17 protein-coding genes are annotated in these 17,408 nt (G+C 67.6%); 5 read left to right on the top strand and 12 right to left on the bottom strand.

Annotated elements, in window-relative coordinates; translation table 11 throughout:
• The first annotated feature begins 193 nt into the window (after positions 1–193).
• Together ACFWUR_RS26560 and ACFWUR_RS26555 are read left to right on the top strand one after the other, a co-directional pair.
• Positions 194–856 carry an MspA family porin gene (locus ACFWUR_RS26560; protein WP_378910400.1) on the top strand — a complete coding sequence of 221 codons (663 nt, stop codon included), beginning with the start codon at positions 194–196 and terminating at the stop codon, positions 854–856.
• Between the two features lie 37 nt (positions 857–893).
• The gene (locus tag ACFWUR_RS26555) at positions 894–1,559 is read left to right on the top strand and encodes an MspA family porin (RefSeq protein WP_378910399.1); all 666 of its coding nucleotides are present in this window, start codon (positions 894–896) and stop codon (positions 1,557–1,559) included.
• Positions 1,560–1,901: 342 nt separating this feature from the next.
• Here the strand turns inward: ACFWUR_RS26555 and ACFWUR_RS26550 are convergent, their stop codons facing one another.
• From ACFWUR_RS26550 to nhaA, 5 genes are all read right to left on the bottom strand, one after another.
• Positions 1,902–3,260, bottom strand: coding sequence for a sensor histidine kinase (locus ACFWUR_RS26550; RefSeq protein WP_378910397.1), 1,359 nt, complete (start codon positions 3,258–3,260; stop codon positions 1,902–1,904).
• 46 nt (positions 3,261–3,306) lie between these two features.
• Complete coding sequence (locus tag ACFWUR_RS26545) at positions 3,307–4,014, bottom strand: response regulator transcription factor (protein ID WP_378910396.1); 708 nt, start codon at positions 4,012–4,014, stop codon at positions 3,307–3,309.
• A gap of 93 nt (positions 4,015–4,107) precedes the next feature.
• Positions 4,108–5,394, bottom strand: a complete 1,287-nt coding sequence (locus ACFWUR_RS26540; protein ID WP_378910395.1) for a glycosyltransferase family 87 protein — start codon at positions 5,392–5,394, stop codon at positions 4,108–4,110.
• A 9-nt stretch (positions 5,395–5,403) separates the two neighbouring features.
• Positions 5,404–5,952: a TerD family protein gene (locus tag ACFWUR_RS26535; RefSeq protein ID WP_378910393.1), complete on the bottom strand. Its 549-nt coding sequence runs from the start codon at positions 5,950–5,952 to the stop codon at positions 5,404–5,406.
• A gap of 49 nt (positions 5,953–6,001) precedes the next feature.
• Entirely contained in the window at positions 6,002–7,309 is a 1,308-nt protein-coding gene (nhaA, locus tag ACFWUR_RS26530; RefSeq protein ID WP_378910392.1) for a Na+/H+ antiporter NhaA, read from the bottom strand.
• Positions 7,310–7,609: 300 nt separating this feature from the next.
• Here nhaA and ACFWUR_RS26525 point away from each other — a divergent pair, with 300 nt between their 5' ends.
• Complete coding sequence (locus tag ACFWUR_RS26525) at positions 7,610–8,101, top strand: nitroreductase family deazaflavin-dependent oxidoreductase (protein ID WP_378910390.1); 492 nt, start codon at positions 7,610–7,612, stop codon at positions 8,099–8,101.
• Positions 8,102–8,111: 10 nt separating this feature from the next.
• Here ACFWUR_RS26525 and ACFWUR_RS26520 read toward each other — a convergent pair whose 3' ends face one another.
• From ACFWUR_RS26520 to ACFWUR_RS26500, 5 genes are all read right to left on the bottom strand, one after another.
• Entirely contained in the window at positions 8,112–8,552 is a 441-nt protein-coding gene (locus ACFWUR_RS26520; protein ID WP_378910389.1) for a DUF6653 family protein, read from the bottom strand.
• Between the two features lie 132 nt (positions 8,553–8,684).
• Entirely contained in the window at positions 8,685–9,317 is a 633-nt protein-coding gene (locus ACFWUR_RS26515; protein ID WP_378910432.1) for a potassium channel family protein, read from the bottom strand.
• 49 nt (positions 9,318–9,366) lie between these two features.
• A complete protein-coding gene (locus tag ACFWUR_RS26510) occupies positions 9,367–10,677 on the bottom strand; it encodes a TrkH family potassium uptake protein (protein WP_378910431.1) in 1,311 nt (436 codons plus the stop codon).
• A gap of 220 nt (positions 10,678–10,897) precedes the next feature.
• Positions 10,898–11,734, bottom strand: coding sequence for an ABC transporter permease (locus ACFWUR_RS26505; RefSeq protein WP_378910386.1), 837 nt, complete (start codon positions 11,732–11,734; stop codon positions 10,898–10,900).
• A gap of 36 nt (positions 11,735–11,770) precedes the next feature.
• Entirely contained in the window at positions 11,771–12,688 is a 918-nt protein-coding gene (locus ACFWUR_RS26500; protein WP_378910385.1) for an ABC transporter ATP-binding protein, read from the bottom strand.
• Positions 12,689–12,762: 74 nt separating this feature from the next.
• Here ACFWUR_RS26500 and ACFWUR_RS26495 point away from each other — a divergent pair, with 74 nt between their 5' ends.
• Both ACFWUR_RS26495 and ACFWUR_RS26490 read left to right on the top strand, forming a co-directional pair.
• Positions 12,763–13,230, top strand: a complete 468-nt coding sequence (locus ACFWUR_RS26495; RefSeq protein WP_378910384.1) for a GbsR/MarR family transcriptional regulator — start codon at positions 12,763–12,765, stop codon at positions 13,228–13,230.
• A gap of 86 nt (positions 13,231–13,316) precedes the next feature.
• Positions 13,317–14,183 carry an alpha/beta fold hydrolase gene (locus ACFWUR_RS26490; protein WP_378910382.1) on the top strand — a complete coding sequence of 289 codons (867 nt, stop codon included), beginning with the start codon at positions 13,317–13,319 and terminating at the stop codon, positions 14,181–14,183.
• A 54-nt stretch (positions 14,184–14,237) separates the two neighbouring features.
• On the opposite strand, the gene ACFWUR_RS26485 is transcribed toward ACFWUR_RS26490, so the two are convergent.
• Together ACFWUR_RS26485 and ACFWUR_RS26480 are read right to left on the bottom strand one after the other, a co-directional pair.
• Entirely contained in the window at positions 14,238–15,149 is a 912-nt protein-coding gene (locus ACFWUR_RS26485) for an alpha/beta hydrolase family protein (protein WP_378910381.1), read from the bottom strand.
• A 61-nt stretch (positions 15,150–15,210) separates the two neighbouring features.
• On the bottom strand, positions 15,211–17,298 hold the full coding sequence (locus ACFWUR_RS26480) for an acyltransferase family protein (protein ID WP_378910429.1): 2,088 nt from the start codon (positions 17,296–17,298) through the stop codon (positions 15,211–15,213).
• Positions 17,299–17,408 lie beyond the last annotated feature (110 nt).

The raw sequence follows: 17,408 nt of genomic DNA, 5'->3' as shown, positions 1-17,408 counted from the left end.
ATGTGTTGCGATCTGTTGACGGCCACTGTCATCCCGCCGCAAAGAACCGGAAATGTTCCCGTAGCGCGCCTTTCATCGGTGGGCCGTCGCACGGCCCTTGTCCCGCCACGGTCCACGGGGAAGCTCGGTCGAGCCCTCGGCACGCCCTTGCGTGGTGTCGTGGGAAGACTGCTCGAACCTGATGAGGGGAAGTATGAATATCAACCGAATCCGTGGTGGCCTCGGTGCTGTGGGCACCGGCCTTGCTGTGCTCGCGCTGGGCACGCTCGTGGCCGGAACCGCCGGCGCCGATGCCTTCGTCGCACTGCCCGACGGTGAGCGGGTCGGCCACGGTGTCACGGTGAAACGCACCGGTGAACACGCGGTGGTCTCCCCGTCGATGGCCGCCAACGGCGCGGGCCGGGTCGCGTGGGTTTCGGCCAACGTGAGCGCCGATGTGACCATCACGCCCGAGGGCGAGGCCGGACCGAACAACGGGCCGTCCGGTCGTGAGGGCTCCAACAACTCCTCCACCCACGGTGCCTCGCAGCTCAACACCGGCTACATCGTCGGCTGCCAGGTGTCGATCGGTGACGACGCGATCTCGGCGGGCGTCTCCGGCGGCATCGACCTGTCCGGCTTCAGCGTCGGCGGTTCCGCGGGCCTCGAGCTCGGCCCGGGTGAGGTCGCGTTCGTGCAGCTGGAGAAGAAGGACATCGAGAAGCCGGGCGTCTACTCGATCGAGTACCAGGACGTCGAGATCGAGGTGCAGGGATGTGCCGGTTTCGCGCAGGCCCGCGCCTACACCGTGGTCGAGATCATCGGCGACCACTACTCCAAGACCACCCTCTACGGTGCGCCGTTCAGCATCGGCTGACCTGCCCGACTCAGACATGAACCAGAGGATGAAAAATATGTTCGACCGTAAGAATGCGGCACGTCTGGCCGGTGTCGTCGGCGCGGCCGCCGTCACCGTCGGGATGCTGTCGGCCGGTGCGGCCAACGCCGACACCTTCGTTGCGCTGCCCGGTGGTGAAATCGTCAAGACGCTGTCCGACGGCAGCACCGTCACGGTCCGCCTGGTCGGGGAGTCGGCCACGATCAGCCCGTCGATGGGTTCGACTCCGGTACACCGCAATACGTGGGTCTCCGGGAGCGCGCAGGTCGAGGTGTCGGGTAATGCCAAGGGCGGCAAGATCCGTCCCGGGTATGTCGTCGGCTGCCAGGTCAACATCGACGGCGGTGGCGTCGAAGGTGGCGTCGAAGGGGAGAGCGACTGGGCGGGCAAGAAGCCCGGTGTCGGCGCCGACACCGGTGCCGAGCTGAGCCTCGGACCGGGTCAGGCGGAGTCGTTCTACATCCTGGATCTCGAGAAGGCCGACGACTACGGCAACGAGAGCCACAGCAAGGACAACAAGTTCAAGGGTAAGAGCGGCTCGGTGACCTGGGCCGACACCACCATCGGGCTCTCGGGCTGCGGTGGCTACGCGCAGGCGCGAGCCTTCGTGAAGGTCAAGGTCGAGACCGACAACGTGACCTCGGTCGTCACGCTGTGGGGTCAGCCGTTCAGCATCGGCTGATCTGATCGGTTCTGTGGCGAGGCCCGGCGCGTGCTGCGCCGGGCCTCGCTGTGTTCGAACGGGTCTCGGGTCACCGGAACCGGGTGTCGTCGGTTGACACCGGACATCGGTCACCGGACGGCGATGTCCGAACCGTCCGATGACTTTTGTCCGCCTCCAGACCGGCGTCATGACCTGACAGCGCCGATCCCGGTGACCGCGGTGTGCGCGACCGGCCCCGATGGATCGTCGTTCCTGGCACAGAACGTGACCCTCATCGTTGTTCCGCGTGGGCGACGGTCCGTGGGGGCCGAGAACACCACGCGGTGCTCGGCCGCGGCACGAACAGAGAATCTCAGGCGATCATTGCGAGGGTTCCGCTCGATACTTTGCGATCTTGTGAAGCTCGACGGTCAAGGCGGGGATGGTCAGCACGAATCTGGCGCCGCCGCTGGGGTTTTCCGTGCAGCGCAGGGTGCCGTGGTGGCCGAGCACGGTTTCGGCGACAAGCGCGAGGCCGATGCCGGTGCCCGCCGTCGCGCGCGAGGCGGTGACGAAGCGATCGAAGATCCTTTCGCGGTTCTCCGGCGCGATTCCCGGGCCCGCGTCGTCGACCGTCACCCGCACGTCGGGTCCGTCGCGATCGACGCGGACACCGGTCACCCCGCCGCCGTGGCGTTCGGCGTTGGTGAGCAGATTGACCAGTGCGCGTTCGAGTTCGGTGCGGCGTCCGCGGATCGTCCCCGGGTCGCGGATGTCGAGCAGTTCCGGCGCCGCGCCACGGCCGACGAGCAGCTGGGTGAGCAGTTCCGCCAGATCGAGCGGGGCCTGGTCGGAGCGGTGGATGCCCGCCTCCACACGGGCCAGGGCGAGCATGTCGTCGAGAAGCCCCCGCAGGTACGCGGTCTCCTCCACGAGCAGGCCCAGCGCGGCGCGCGGTCGTTCGGACAGTTCGTCGCGGTGTCCGGTCAGCACCGTGGCAGTGGTGGTGAGGGTGGTCAGTGGCGTGCGCAGTTCGTGGCTGAGATCGGAGACCAGGCGGCGTTCGCGCTCGATGCGCAGCTGTAGTGAGTCGACCATCGCGTTGAAGGCGTCGACCGTGGCCGACAGTTCTTCGTCGTCGGTCCGCGGCAGACGCAGTTCGAGCTCGCCGGAGGCGATCCTGGACGCGGTGGCGGCGACCTGACGCAGCGGGCTCAGCGCGCGGTGAGCCGCCCAGGCGCCGATCGCGGCGGCGATCGTCACGGCGAGCACGGAGCAGGCGAGCAGGATCGTGCGCAGCATCCGGAGGGTGGATTCGAGTTCGAGCAGCGGTGCGAATTCGTAGAGGACGGTGTCGTCGTCGACGACCACGCCTGCCCGCAGGTATGGCTGCCCGCCGATCCGAACGCGGGTGGCGGCACTGGTCCCGGTGTCGGGCGGGTCGGGAATCGGGAGCGCCGAGGCGGGCGGGAAATCGACGTCGGCGCCGACCAGCGACCATCCGGTGTCGCGATGCAACATCGCGATGGTGCCGCTCGGCAGGTTCAGCGAGTCCAGTGCTCGGTCGCCGGTGAGATCGGCGCTGTTCAGTCGCAGTCGCAGGAGTTCGGCGTGCACCCCCACCGCGCGTTCGACGGTGCGGGCCCGCTGCGATTCCATGTAGCCGGTGCTGATGCCGTACACCGATCCGGACAGCACGACGGCCACCAGGCTCGCGCCGAGCACGAACGTCGCGGTCACCCGTCCGCGCAGCCCCCGAAATCGAGACGGAAATCGGGGCCCGCGTTCAGGATTGGACATCGAGCCGGTAGCCGAGCCCGCGGACGGTGACGATCAGCCGCGGGTCGGCGGGATCGCGTTCGATCTTGGTACGCAGCCTGCGCACGTGCACGTCGACGATGCGTTCGTCGCCGAAGAACCCGCGGTCCCAGATCTTGTCGAGCAGTACCTGCCTGCTCAGTACCAGGCTGTCGTTCTGTGCCAACTCGCACAGCAGCCGGAACTCGGTGAGCGTGAGATGCACGTCCTCGCCTGCCAGCCGCAGCGCGCCACGCTCGGGAGACAGCACCAGCCTGCGGTGCGCGTCCGCGTCGAGCACGATGTCGGTGACCTCACGGTCGGGGGCGTTCCTGGTGCGCCTGCGCAGCGCCCTGATCCGTGCGGAGAGTTCTTTGACCTCGAACGGCTTGGTGACGAAATCGTCGGCGCCCGCCTCGAGCGCGGCGACCACGTCGTGGGTGTCGTCGCGGGCGCTGACCACGATGATCGGCACATCGTGCTCGCGACGCACCTCACGGATACAGGTGTATCCGTCCATCCCGCCGAGCATGAGGTCGACGAGCATCACATCGGGAGCGCCCAGGCTGTGGACCTGGTCGAGCGCGCTCTCGGCGCTCTCGGCCTCGGCGACCGTGTAGCCCTCGTCTTCCATGGCTAGCCGCAGCGACTCCCGCACCCGGGTGTCGTCCTCGACGATCATCAGCTGTGCGTTCATACAGTGCCTTCCGTTCGGGTGCTCGCGCGATCGTCGATCCGGGCAATGTCGGCACGGCTGCGCGGGGATCTGGATGTACGCGCGGGACGACCACTATTCGGGGGCGTCGGCCCGGTGTCCTTTCTTGTTCTGCGCAGTACCGATCGGGTCGAGGTCGGGGGTGGGGAAGTCGGGTGCGAGGTGGTGGGGGTCGATGCCGTCGGCGAGGCGGCCCGCACGTCGGGCCGCGAGGTATCGGTCGCTCAGCACACAGCACACCACAACGAGCAACAGCGTCCATCCGAATGTCGTTCGCGAATACTCCAGGTCGCGGCCGAAGGCCGGCCAGCGGAACAGCAGCCAGGTCTCGTAGCTGAAGAAGCCGAAGATCGCCAGCCAGGCCGGCCAGTTGCGCAGGACCGAACTCCGGACGACGACGGTGAGCAGGAACGGGAACAAGAACATCGAGTAGTACTGCTGGCCGAGGGAACTCAGGGCGAACTCGGCGGTGAGCAGAACGCCTGTCGCGGTGGTGACGAAGAAGAGTTCCTGGTGGCGGTAGTACCGGTACAGCAGCCAGAGACTGATCGCGACGGTGACGGCGAGCAGTCCACGCGCTGTCAGCGTCGCGACGGGTGGAATGCCGTAATAGGCGCCCATGCCCGAGATCGAGGAGTTGAAGTAGTCGCGCACCTGCAGGCTGTACGGCAGGTTGTGGACGAAGTACCGCCCGGGGTCGGCGGCCAGCGGCCACGCGATCGCGGTGGTGCACACCGGCATCGCCACCGCGATCGCCACCGTCGACCACTGCTTGCGCACAGCGGGAAGCAACAGCAGCGGCACGAGAATCGGTTTGATCGCGATCGTCAGCCCGAGGACCACCCCGGCGGCGACGTCGCGGCGGGCGAGGAGCAGGGCCAGGAAGACGACTTCAGCCAGGAAGAACAGGCCGTTGACGTTTCCGAAGGTGAGGGTGTTGACCAGCGCTTCGGAGAGGAACAGCGCGAAGTAGGCCACCGGAGCCAGCGGAGAGCGCCAGGAGTATCCGAACATCCGCAGCAGCAGATGGACGGCCAGGACGGCGGCGAGCACGTTGAGGAAAAGGAAGACGGTGCGCCCGTTGGTCTCGTCGAGCAGCCCGATCGGGGTCAGGAGCAGGGTGCCGCCGGGTGGGTAGAGATAGTGCGGGTCCACCGACGACAGATTCGCCGTGTACACCGGCTCGTGGCTCAGGAAGGCTCTGATCGCGGTGTAGACGGGCTTGAAATCGTTGGTGTGATGGCCCGGTATCGCCTTGTAGAAGATCATGTCCAGGGCGGTGACCAGTGCCAGCGGCCACATGACCAGTTGCACGACGCGGGCGGGCGTGGCATCGCGCGGAGCGAGGAGTTGACGGATCATCGCCGAGGCTCAGCTGAGGTAGCCGGCGAGCTGCGGGATCGCGTGGACGACGTGCTGAGCCCAGATCGGTTCACCGATCGGGGCGAAGTCCCAATCCTGGTGGGGACGGCGGAGCTTGCCGAGCACCATCCCGGTGTGGGAGCGGGCGCTGGCCAGGCCGATGCGGACCAGTTCGGTCCCGCCGACATTGTCGGTGACACGGCAGAAACCGTTCTCGACCTGGTCGAATCGTTGCCCCGTGTAGCAGGTCACGATGAACACGATGGTGGTGACATTCGGATTCAGCCGGGTCAGGTCCACCACGATGACCTCGTTGTCGCCGTCGCCGTCCCCGGTGACACTGTCCCCGAGGTGGCGAACCGCGCCGTCACGGGAGGTCAGCTGTTCGTGGTAGGCGACATCGACGAAGCGGGTGCCGGCGAACAGCAGGGCCGCGGCGTTGAGGTCGACGTCCTCGCCGCGCCGACCGAACATGTCGGGACGCACGGGATCCCAGCCGATGGCCATGGTGACGTGGGAGAGCGGGCCGGCTCCTGGCCGGGGGACTGCTCTGGTCATCGGTGCTCCTCGTCGAGCAGTCGGTGGGCGAGACACGGACCGGGCTGCATCAGCTCGGAGTCTGGGGGCGTTGATACACGTCGGGAATGCCGTCACCGTCGTCGTCGCGTGCTTCGGCTTCGTCCAGCGCCTTGTAGACCCGGTTGCGGGCACGCAGCACGATGGTGGCCAGAATCGCCGCGGTCACCGTACCGAACAGGACGCCGATGCGGACGTGGTCGGCGCGGGTGTGGTCACCGGCGAAGGCGAGTTCGCCGACGAGCAGCGACACGGTGAACCCGATGCCGCCCAGCAGCGCCACCCCGGCCACATCGATCCAGGCCAGTTCCGAATCGAGTTCGGCGCGGGTGAGTTTTGCGGTGAGGTAGGTCGTCGCGGTGATACCGATCAGTTTGCCCGCGACCAGGCCCGCGATGATGCCGAGGGTCACTCTGTCGCCGAGGGAATCGGTGAGCCCGCTCAGACCGCCGACGGTGACGCCCGCGGCGAAGAACGCGAACACCGGCACCGCGAATCCGGTCGACAGCGGCCGGATGGCGTGTTCGAAGCGCTCGGCGGGTCCGTGCTCGTCGGGTTCGCCGCGTTTCGCGAGTACCGGGACGGTGAATCCGAGCAGGACGCCCGCGACGGTGGCGTGCACGCCGGAGAGGTGGACCAGCCACCACGCGACGAGTGCGAGCGGAACCAGCAGCAGCGGCGAACTGATGCGGCGCTGCACGGCGAATGCGAACAGTGCGATGGGCACGATGGCCGCGGCCAGGTACGGCAGGTCGAGTGTGCTGGTGTAGAAGATCGCGATCACGGTCACCGCGAGCAGATCGTCGACCACGGCGAGGGTGAGCAGGAACGTTCGCAGCGCGGCGGGCAGGTGGGTGTTGATCACCGCCAGCACGGCGAGCGCGAAGGCGATATCGGTCGCGGTGGGGATGGCCCAGCCGTCGAGGGTCCCGGGCGGGCCGGTGCGGTTGATCAGCACATAGATGAGGGCGGGGACCGCCATGCCGCCGATCGCGGCGACGACCGGCAGCGCGGCGCGGCGCGGGTCGCGCAGATCGCCTGCCACGAACTCCCGTTTGAGCTCGAGGCCGACGACGAAGAAGAAGATCGCCAGCAACCCGTCGGCCGCCCACTCGCTCAACGACAGGTTCAGATGCAGTGCGGACGGTCCGATGTGGAAGTCGCGCAGTGTCTCGTAGGCACCAGCCCACGGCGTGTTGGCCCAGGTCAGCGCGATGACCGCCGCGATGATGAGCAGCACACCGCCGACGGTTTCGCGTCGCAGCACCGAGGCGATTCGCCGTGTTTCCGGCCAGCTACCCCTGGTGAGGAGCTGGCGCCGGACGGGCGGCGGCGTCATCGAGTCTCCGCCAGGGAGAGGCGGGCTGCGAAGCCTGACATGCGCGGTAATAGCAAGAGTGAGTACCCGTCACCAATCGAACCCCACTCGACGGAGCTCGAGCCGGGTTGCCGACCAGACTTCCCGGCGCACCTACCTGTAAAGATGCCGCAAAGACCACACCCACCGCAAACTGAACGCGCGGTCGGCCGGTCATGTCACAGTCAGGTGAGTGACGACACTCGGTGGTCGACCAGCGGGGCCGGCTCGCCGAGGGCTGAGGTCGTCGCGGTCCGCCGTAGCCAGCTGAAAGGCCCCACGATGGAGATCATCAAACGTCCACCACCTCCCACCGGAGTCCGCCGGCTGCTGTTGCGGGCCCCGATCCACCTCTATCGGCTCCGGCTCGGCTGGCTCTTCGGGAGCAGGCTGTTGCTGCTCGAGCACATCGGACGCGTGTCGGGTAAACAGCGGCGGGTCGTCATCGAAGTCGTCGAACACGACCCGACCGACGGCAGCTACGTGGTCTGCTCCGGATTCGGCACCGAAGCCGCCTGGTATCGGAATGTTCTCGCCGCGCCCGACACCCGCATCCAGGTAGGCCTGCGCACCATCGAGGTCACCGCCCATCCGCTCGCTACGGACGAAGGCGGTGAGTTCATGGCCCGCTACGCCCCTCGCCACCCGCGAGCGGCCCGACGACTGGTGCGCTTCATGGGCTTCTCCACCGACGGTTCGCAAGAGGACTATCGCGAGGTGGGACGCCACCTCCCCTTCGTGCGACTGTCCCCGCGAGCGCGGGTCCAGCCCTGATAACGACAGGTCAGCTGGTCTGGGCGTCGCGGTGCGCTTCGTAGTAGCGGGCCATGAGTTCCCAGTATCCGAGCAACAGCAGCATCGTCGTGCCGGCCGCGACAACCGTGGGCACCGGCCGGCGATGCCACGCCCCGCCCAGCGCGATCAGGCCCGCGCCGGTGGCCGCGAGGTCCACGGCCAATCCCGCATCCCGGGGATGGTCGATCAGCCACAGTTCTTCCCCGAGCACGGCTCGTGTCGCCCAGGCCCGTTGGTGGGCGGGTTCGGGGAAGATCACCGGGTTCACCACGAACCACGCGCCGATGACGGCCGCTTGCGACCAGCTTCGATTCCACACCGGAACCAGCACCAAGGGCGCCGTCGCCCAGCGCGACCACGCGCTCCAAGGGCTCGCATGCCTGGCGAATACCGCCCGGCGAACACGGGCGAACGATTTTCCAGTTCCCATTGTCAGTGCTCCTGTCGATTCGATCGAACTCGGTGACGGTTGTGGAGGAAGAAGGCCGTCACCCCGCCCGACGGCCGCCGGCGAACTCCCTCGGAATCCGGGACATCAGAAACGCATCATGTCGAGAACACATCAGGTCAATTCGGCGAACCGTTCGACTTCCTCGATGCGGCCCGACACGATCAGCTGATCTCCGGCGCCGACGACGGTGTCGGGGGTGGCGTAGGTGAATTCGGCGCCGGGGTGTTTGATCGCGACGACGGTGATGTCGAAATGCTGGCGTAGTCCGCTGGAGGTCAGGGATTTTCCGACGGCGCTGCGCGGTGCCGTGGTTTTGGCCATCGCGTAGTCGGTGTCGAACTCGATGTAGTCGATCATGTGGCCGGTCACCAGGTGAGCTACCCGCTCACCCATGTCGTGTTCGGGCAGCACCACGTGATGGGCGCCCACTCGCTCGAGGATCTGGCCGTGCTGCCGACTGGTGGCCTTGGCCCAGATCTTCGGGATCTTGCAGTCGGCGAGCAGCGAGGTGGTGAGAATGCTGGCCTCCATATTGGAGCCGATGCTGACCACGGCATGCGGAAATGAGGGAACACCCAACTGCTGCAGTGCCTCCATGTTCGTGGTGTCCGCGCACGCGACGTGGGTGAGGTCATCGGAATACTGCTGCACCAGACCCGGATTCGAGTCGATGGCGAGCACCTCGGAACCGTGGGTGACCAGTTCGCGGGCCAGTGCGCCACCGAATCGGCCGAGGCCGATCACCACGACGCGGGTGCCGTGTTTGCGTGGTGCCCTACCCAACAGTGGCTTCTTACCCGACAATGGGGCGCTCCTCCGGGAGTTCGTAGCGGCGGCCCCTGCTGCGCAATGCGAGCGCGGTGGCCAAGGTGATGGGGCCCAAACGGCCGATGAACATCAACGCGATGAGCACGATCAGCCCGGGATCTGGGATGTCGGCGGTGATCCCGGTGGAGAGCCCGACGGTGCCGAACGCGGACACCACCTCGAACAGCACGTCGTCGAGGTCCATCCCGGTGATCGTCAGCAGGGTGATCGTGCCGAGCACTACCGCGCCGACCCCGAGCAGGGCGACGGTGACCGCTTGGCGTTGCACCGGGGCGGCGAGCTTGCGACCCAGTACATGCACGGTCGGTTCGCCACGCACTTCGGCGATGATGACGAACGCGAGCAGGGCGAAGGTGGTCACCTTGATTCCGCCCGCGGTGCCCGCGCTGCCGCCGCCGATGAACATCAGCACATCGGTGACCAGCAGCGTCGAGGAATTCATTGCCCCGACGTCGACATTGTTGAACCCGGCGGTGCGCGGTGTGAGCCCGCTGAACCCGCCGACGAGCAGTTTCTGCGGTGCGCTCAGCGGTCCGAGGGTGCCGGGGTTCGACCATTCGAGTGCGATGACGAACACGATGCCGAGCAGAGCCAGTGCGAAGTAGGTGAGCACGGTGAGCCGGGTGTGCAGCGACCATCGGCGTCCGTGCCCCTGCCTGCGTAGCGACCTGTGCACCTCGTAGACCACCGGAAACCCGAGACCGCCGATGATGAACGCGCACGCGATGGGGACCATGATCAGCGGGTCGCTCGCCAATCCCACGAGGCTGTCGGCGTACAGCGCGAAACCGGCGTTGTTGTACGCCGAAATCGCGTGGAACACGCCTAGATAGAGCCCGTGCCAGCCCGTTTCGCCGTAGCCGAGGATGAATCGCGCCGTCAGCACGGTGGCGACCACCGCTTCGACGAGCAGGCTTATCCGGATCACTCCGATGACAACGCGGCGACTTTCCCCTAGCCGCAACGTCTTTGTCTCCGACTGGGCGATCAACTGCATACGCAGGCCCATCCGTCGGGCAACAAGCAGGCCGAGTAGCGAGGCGAGCGTCATGATCCCGAGGCCGCCGATCTGGATCAATCCGAGTATGACCAGCTCGCCGAACATCGACCAGTGGCTTTCGGTGTCCACCACGACCAGTCCTGTCACGCACACCGCCGACACCGCCGTGAACAGGGCTGTCACGGGCCCGGTCACCGTGCGCGACTCGGTGGCCACCGGCAGCATCAGCAACAACGTCCCGACCACCGTCGCGGCACCGAAGCCCAGGACGACCAGCCGCGCCGGGTGGCGGGGGTTGGGCAACAGCCGAGCGGCCAGGCCCTTGGTGAAGGTGACCCAGTCGTTGCGTCGGCTCGACGTGGGTTCCGAGTCAGGACGCAAATGCACGATGAGCCAGCCTAGGCTCATCGGCCTCGGTTGCGGCAGCGCCGGACCGTATGGATCTCGTAAAGAACGCGATCGGTGGTCTCAGCGCAAACGAGAACGCCGACGGTTCTCAGCCGAGGTCTCGGTGGTTGAACCAGGAGGTGCCTGCGGTGACCATGACCAGCGAGGTGGCCGCGAGAACGCCGACGCCGCCGACGCTGATGCCGTGACGGAGCGGTTCGCTGTCGATGTAGTAATGGAACGGCGACAGGTAGGCGGCCCAGCCGACCCCGATCTGGTCGGCGAAGGTGTGCGCGGCCCAGGCGGTGACGCCGATGACCGCGGTGACGGCGAACACCGTGCCTCGGCGGCCGGTGACCGCCCCGATGGCAGTGGCCAGTGCCCCGAAGCACACGATGAGCAGGACCAGATGGACACATTGCGCGGCGAAGTGGCCCGCGCTGATCGTGGTCAGTTCGGCGGAGCCCCGGATGGCGAGCATGGCCAGCCAGACGACCGTGCCGATGCCGGTCGCGGCGGCGACGAGGGCCGCGAAGCGTTGGGTGATGAGCGAGGTGCGGGTGAGCGGGTGGGCCAGCAGCAGGTCGAGGGTGCCGGATTCCTCGTCGGCGGCCGAGACCCTGGCGCCGACGGCGGCGCCGAAGAACATGGCGAGCAGGGGCACGATCATCCCGAACACGGTGGAACCGAGGTAGCCCGCGGCGGAGCCGATGTCGTCCATGTTCAAGGCATCGCGCAGTCCTGCGGGCAGGTTCTCGGCCTGGGCGGCGCCGTTGGCCGCCATCTGCGGATAGAAGCCGGCGTAGGCGGCCGCGGCGACGGTGATGCCGGTGGCCCAGCCGAGCAGGCTGCGGCGGGAATCGCGCAGGGTTTTGGTGAAGACGACGGTGCGGACGGTGGCGACGGCGGGCTCGATCATCGGGCCGAGCGCGGCGGTAGCGGTCATGTCTGTATCCCTTATGTGGGCGATGAGAATTCGGTGTCAGGCGGCGGGCTGGGGTGCCGCCTCGGCGGCGGCGTAATGGCGGTGGAAGATCTCGTCGAGGTGCGGTTCGGTGGTGGTCAGCGTGCGCACGGTATGCCGGGCCGCGGCCTTGACGACGGCGTCGGGTGCTCCCGACAAGCCGGCGCTGAGCACGGTGCCGGTGGCGTCGAGTCGCGCGTCGATCAGGCCGGGCAACACCTGGAACTCCTCGATCGGCACCGGGTCGACGAAGCCGATTTCGATGCGTCGGATCGCGGCGGCCCGCAGGTCGGCGACCGTGTCGAGAGCCACGAGGGCACCGTCGCGCAGGATGCCGACCCGGTCGGCGACGGCCTCGACTTCGTCCATGATGTGGCTGGACATGAAGACCGTCTGGCCGTTGTCGGCGGCCTCGGCGACCAATGCCAGGAAGGTCTGCTGGACGAGCGGGTCCAGGCCCGAGGTCGGTTCGTCGAGGATCAACAGTTCGGGGGAGTGCATGAAGGCCTGCACGAGCCCGACCTTCTGCCGATTTCCCTTCGACAGGCTCTTGATCGTGGCGGTCGGGTCGAGCCCGAGTCGCTCGGCGAGCTCGTCGATCCGCGGCTGCGGCACGCCACCGCGCAGATCGGCGAGAAACCGTAGGCACTCGCGCACTCGCTGCCGTCCGTCGACGACGAAATCGCCTGCCAGGTAACCGATCCGGCGACGCATCGCGACGCCATCGGTGCGCGGATCCAGGCCGAGTACCGATGCCGTGCCCGCGGTGGGGCGGATCAGGTCCAGCAGTAGCCGGATGGTGGTCGACTTCCCCGCGCCGTTGGGGCCGAGGTAGCCGAAAACCTCACCGGCCCGCACGTCGAGTGTCAGTCCGGTGAGCCCTCGGCGGGTGCCATAGGTCTTGGTGAGATCGCGGATCTCGATGGCGTTGTTCATGTCTCAAACAGTATCAAGATTTCAGAGATCTGTGAAGATTCAAAATATTGGAAGTTGTCGGATACGATGGCGGCATGGATTCCGATCAGCGACTTCGCGACGCCGCCGAGCGCCTGGCCTTGTCCTTCGCCCAGGGCGGCATGCAGAAGACGACGGCGCGGGTGATGACCGCGCTGCTCTACACGGAGCAGGAAACGATGACCGCCACGGACCTGTGCGAGCGGCTCTCGATCAGCACGGGCGCGGTCTCCACCGCGATCAAGCAGCTCACCCAGTCGGCCATGGTGGAACGCGTACCCGCCCCGGGCAGTCGCCGCGAGCACTATCGGTTCCCGAAAGGTGTATGGGCGCAATTGTTCTCGCAGCAGAACCAGATGCTGAAGATCATGAAGGACGCCGCCAGGGAGGGCCTCGACGTAGTCCCCGACAACACCCCGACGGCCACTCGCCTGCACGAGATGCAGGACTTCTACGGCTACATGGAACAGGAGATGCCCGCCCTCATCGAACGCTGGCGCGAGCGAAGCGGCCACCAGTGGTGAGTCGACCGGATCGCTGGACTCGACGGTGACCGCCCGCGCGCACCCGCAGCGACTCCGCGACCGGCGGCACGAGCGAAAGAGGCTCAATGCCTTCGGTATATAAGAACCTCGACTGTCAGCGGATGGTGCGGGACCGGTGCGTCAGGCGCCTCGATGCGTGGGACGCCCCCCACGAGCGCGGGGAGATATCGACCGTCGCGGGCCCGACCAGCGTGGTCGCGCTCGGCCCGGCACCGACCCGTGCGGAGCCGAGCATCGCGCTGGTGCCCGGCACCAATATGAACGCGGCGCTATCCCTGGAAATAGCTGGGTCGCTGGCCCGACGGTGGCACACGGTCGTCTTCGACGTCCCCGGACAGCCAGGTCTCAGCGCCGATCGGCGCCCCCGTCGTGGACGCACGCAGTGGTACGGCGAATGGCTGGCCGAAGCGCTGGAGCGGACGATCCGCGGCCCCGTCGTGGTCGTCGGCCACTCGCTCGGCGGGGCGATCGCCCTGTCCTGCCCCTCACCACAGATCACCGGCCGGGTACTCGTCTCGCCCGCCGGTCTCGCGCGCCTGGCCGTCACACCCTCGGTCCTGGCCGCTACCGTGCCCTGGCTGGCCCGGCCGACCACGACGCGAACCCGGCGACTCCTGCGTCACATGGTGGCTCCCGGTCATCAGGTGCCCGACGAACTCACCGAGTGGATGACGCTGGTCGCGCGCTGCTGTCGCAGCAGTCTCGCCCCCATGCCCTTGCCGCCGGAAACGCTGGCGGCCCGCCGGACGTCGACGACTCTGGTGGCCACCGGCCGTCACGATGTGTTCCTGCCGCCGAACCGGATCGGCCCCGCGACCCGTCATCGTCTCGGAATCGGCCTGCGAGTGCTGGACGGCGCCGGCCACCTGGTCCTCGACGAACAACCCGGCGCTGTTGTGGACCTGGTCGACGAAGTCATCGGCGCACTCTGATCGGCGCCGGCCTTCCGATCGCCGGCCGCGTTCGGTCGTGCCGACGGGGGATCGTCAGTCGGTGGTCCCGGTGTAGCCGATGATCGTGGTGCGCGCGGTGTTCCATGCGGGAGAGGCGGCGTCGGCGAACTCACCGTGCTCGGTGTCGCGCAGGATGCGCAGGTCGGCGCTGCCGCCGGCGCGAGTCACGGCGTCGATGTAGCGGTGGCTCTGCAGCGGTGCCACGACTCGGTCGTGCTCCCCGTGCAGTGCGGTGATCCGGGTGTCGCGCGCCGGGAGGTGATGGATGGGGGAGGCGCTGCGATATCTGTCGGGAACTTGGGCGGGTGTGCCGCCGAGGAGTTTCGGCACGAACGGGTCGCGGCCCTCGGTCACGGCCAGATCCAAGTCGAGTACCGCGGCCATGAGGGTGAGGCTGCGAATGCGGATCGCGGGATGTCTCGGCGGTTCGGCTGAACGGTGTCCGGCGGCCCAGGCGGCGAGATGGCCGCCGGCCGAGTGCCCGGCGAGGTGCACTCGTTGCAGGTCGAGCAGGTCACCGATGCGTGGGGCGACGACATCGGCCAGCGCGTCGACGGCGGCGTCGACATCGGTGAGTGTGATCGGCCATCCGCCGCCGCCGTTCACCCGCCGATACTCGATGTTCCACACCGCCACCCCATCGCCTGCCAGTGCGCGGGCGTGCGCGTCGAACTGCGCGAGGGTCCGGTTCTGCGCCCAACCGCCGCCGTGGATCAGAACCACCACGGGCAGACGGGTATTCGATGTCGGTGGCAGATAGAGGTCGCCGAAGGTTTCCGACGAATCCCCATAGGTGATGCGGATCGGGGTGTGTGGAATCGCCGCGGTCCGCGCGGCGATCGTCTCGGCGGGCTCGGACAGTTCGGTGGCGCGAAATCCGAGGCCGAGGGTGAACACCGCGAGTGCGGCGACAGCGACGAGACGACGCTTCCTGCCACGTATCACCGGCGGACCTCGCTCCCTGATCACGTCTGGACCCGCACCGTACCGTCACCGCGAGCGTGCCTCACCACCATCCGAGCACAGGTTGCAGCGCCCGTCCGAGTGGTCCGGCCAGGGATCGAGAGTAGCTCGCGGTGAGGTGGTGTTCGTCGTGATAGATCAGGATGTTGCCTTCCGCTACCGCGCACAGGGTGGGTTCGCAGACCGCGTCGGTCATGTCGATCGGGAAGACGTTGGGAAACGCCGAGGCCGGTGCCAGACCGGGGTTGACCGGGGCGAGCGCGTCCTCGCGCCGCATGCCGCAGCTGATCCGGTTCCCGCCACCGGCCAAGCAGTCGGTGGCCTTGTATCGGATGGTGCCGCGTCGCAGCCACGGCGTGTCGCGGATGGCGATCACATTGAGGCCGCGGTCGGACAGCTCCGACCAGACGGCGAGGTAGTCGGCGGGAGTCTCGTCGCCGCCTTCGTCGCGGGGACGGGTGCCGGTGGTGAACACCCAGTCGGGACGGTCGACGTCGAGGCGCTCGATCACCTCGGCCGACCAGTTGCGGCAGTCCGGGATGGGCTCGCCCTTGTACGCGGCGTCCTGGGCAAGGGTGAGCGGGCAGCCCATTTTCAAGTACACCTGGATGCGGAACGGGTATTCGGTGGCGAGCACCTCGAGCGCGGGCAGCCAGTGCTCGGCATGGGAGCTGCCGACCAGGGCCAGAGTCCGACCGGCATCCGGGTCGCCATAGGTGCAGGTGACCACGTCACGAGTGTTCCAGTCCGCGATACACCCGTCCGCCGTGGGCGGGGGGACCTCGGTCGGCGCTTCGAACACCGAGGGTCGCATCGGCTCGTCGGGGGTCGCCGCGCCCGAGGCCAACGCCTCCGCACCGGGGTACTTCGTCGGGTCGAGCTGTCCCGCCGCGACCGGCGGGCTGACGCGGATGACAGCGAACTGCCAGCCGCCGGTGACAGTGATGGTCGCCACCAGTACCACCGCGACGGCGGAGGCGACCAGGTGCCGTGACCGGGTGGGCCCGACCTCGACGCGCGCCGAGCGCTGCCGCAGTGGCTCTTCGATCCAGCGATGTGTCATCCAGGCCAGCGCCACCGACAGTCCGATCACTCCGGTGCCGCCGACGAGCCCGGCGTGGGTGTTGCCGCGTTCGGCGAGGAAGAAGATCAGGATCGGCCAGTGCCACAGATACAGGGGATAGGCGATATCGCCGAGCCTGCGCATGGCCGGATGAGCCAGCAGCCGATTCGGTAGCGGCCAATCGGCGAACCGCAGACGCGACGCCGAGAGGATCACGGCGGCCGCCGCGCACACCGGGAGCAGGGCCGCGGGTCCGGGGAATCGGTTGGCGCCGTCGACGATCAGCCACCCGCACAGCACGACACCCAGCACGCCGAGCACCGAGAGCGCGACGCGCAGTCGCCGCCACGGCACCAGCGACGGTGCGACGAGGGCGAGCCCGGCGCCGACCAACAACTCCCACCCGCGGGCGAAGCTGTCGTAGTAGTTCCATCCCTGATGCGTGGCGGCGCCGTAGGCGGCGTAACCGAACGAGGCCACCGACAGCGCGACCACGAGCACGCCGGCGGCCGCGCGAATCCGATCCGGTCGGGAGAGCCGGGTACACACCCAGCCGGTAGTCGCGATCGCCAGCAGCGCGACCAGGTAGAACTGCCCCTGCACCGACATCGACCACAAATGCTGCAGCGGACTGACCGAAGGGTCGGCGGCCAGGTAGTCCGACCACGTCAGGGCGAGCTGCCAGTTCTGGAAGTAGAACAGCGACGCCAGCACTTGCGCCGCCGCTGTCGACCATTGCGTATACGGCGATAGCAGCACGGTCGCCACGACGACCGCCGCCAACACGACCGTCATGGCGGGGACGAGACGCCGCAGCGTGCGGCGCACCACCGACCACGCCCAGAACGGTTGCGCGGACTCCGCCCGACGCAGCAGCAAGCCCGTGAAGAAGAACCCCGACAGCACCAGGAAGACGTCTACCCCACCGGAAACACGACCGAACCACACATGAAAGACCACGACCAGCGCGATCGCGAGCCCCCGCAATCCGTCCAGATCGGAGCGATACTCCGACCCGAGACCAACGCTGGTCGCGGTGGTGGATCGCGGATGCCCACTCGCGGGCATCGAAGCGGTATCGACACCGGTCACAGCCCGAAACACCACCTTGGCGCGCTCACTTCGGGTATAGGCGAGCCGGTATCCCGGAGAACGGACGATGACCACGACATGACGAC

Origin of the sequence: Nocardia sp. NPDC058633 (assembly GCF_042717045.1) — a bacterium.
In the GTDB taxonomy this organism is placed as follows: domain Bacteria; phylum Actinomycetota; class Actinomycetes; order Mycobacteriales; family Mycobacteriaceae; genus Nocardia.
Note: the sequence above shows the minus strand (reverse complement) of the source record. Positions and strands in the feature narration are given on the sequence as shown.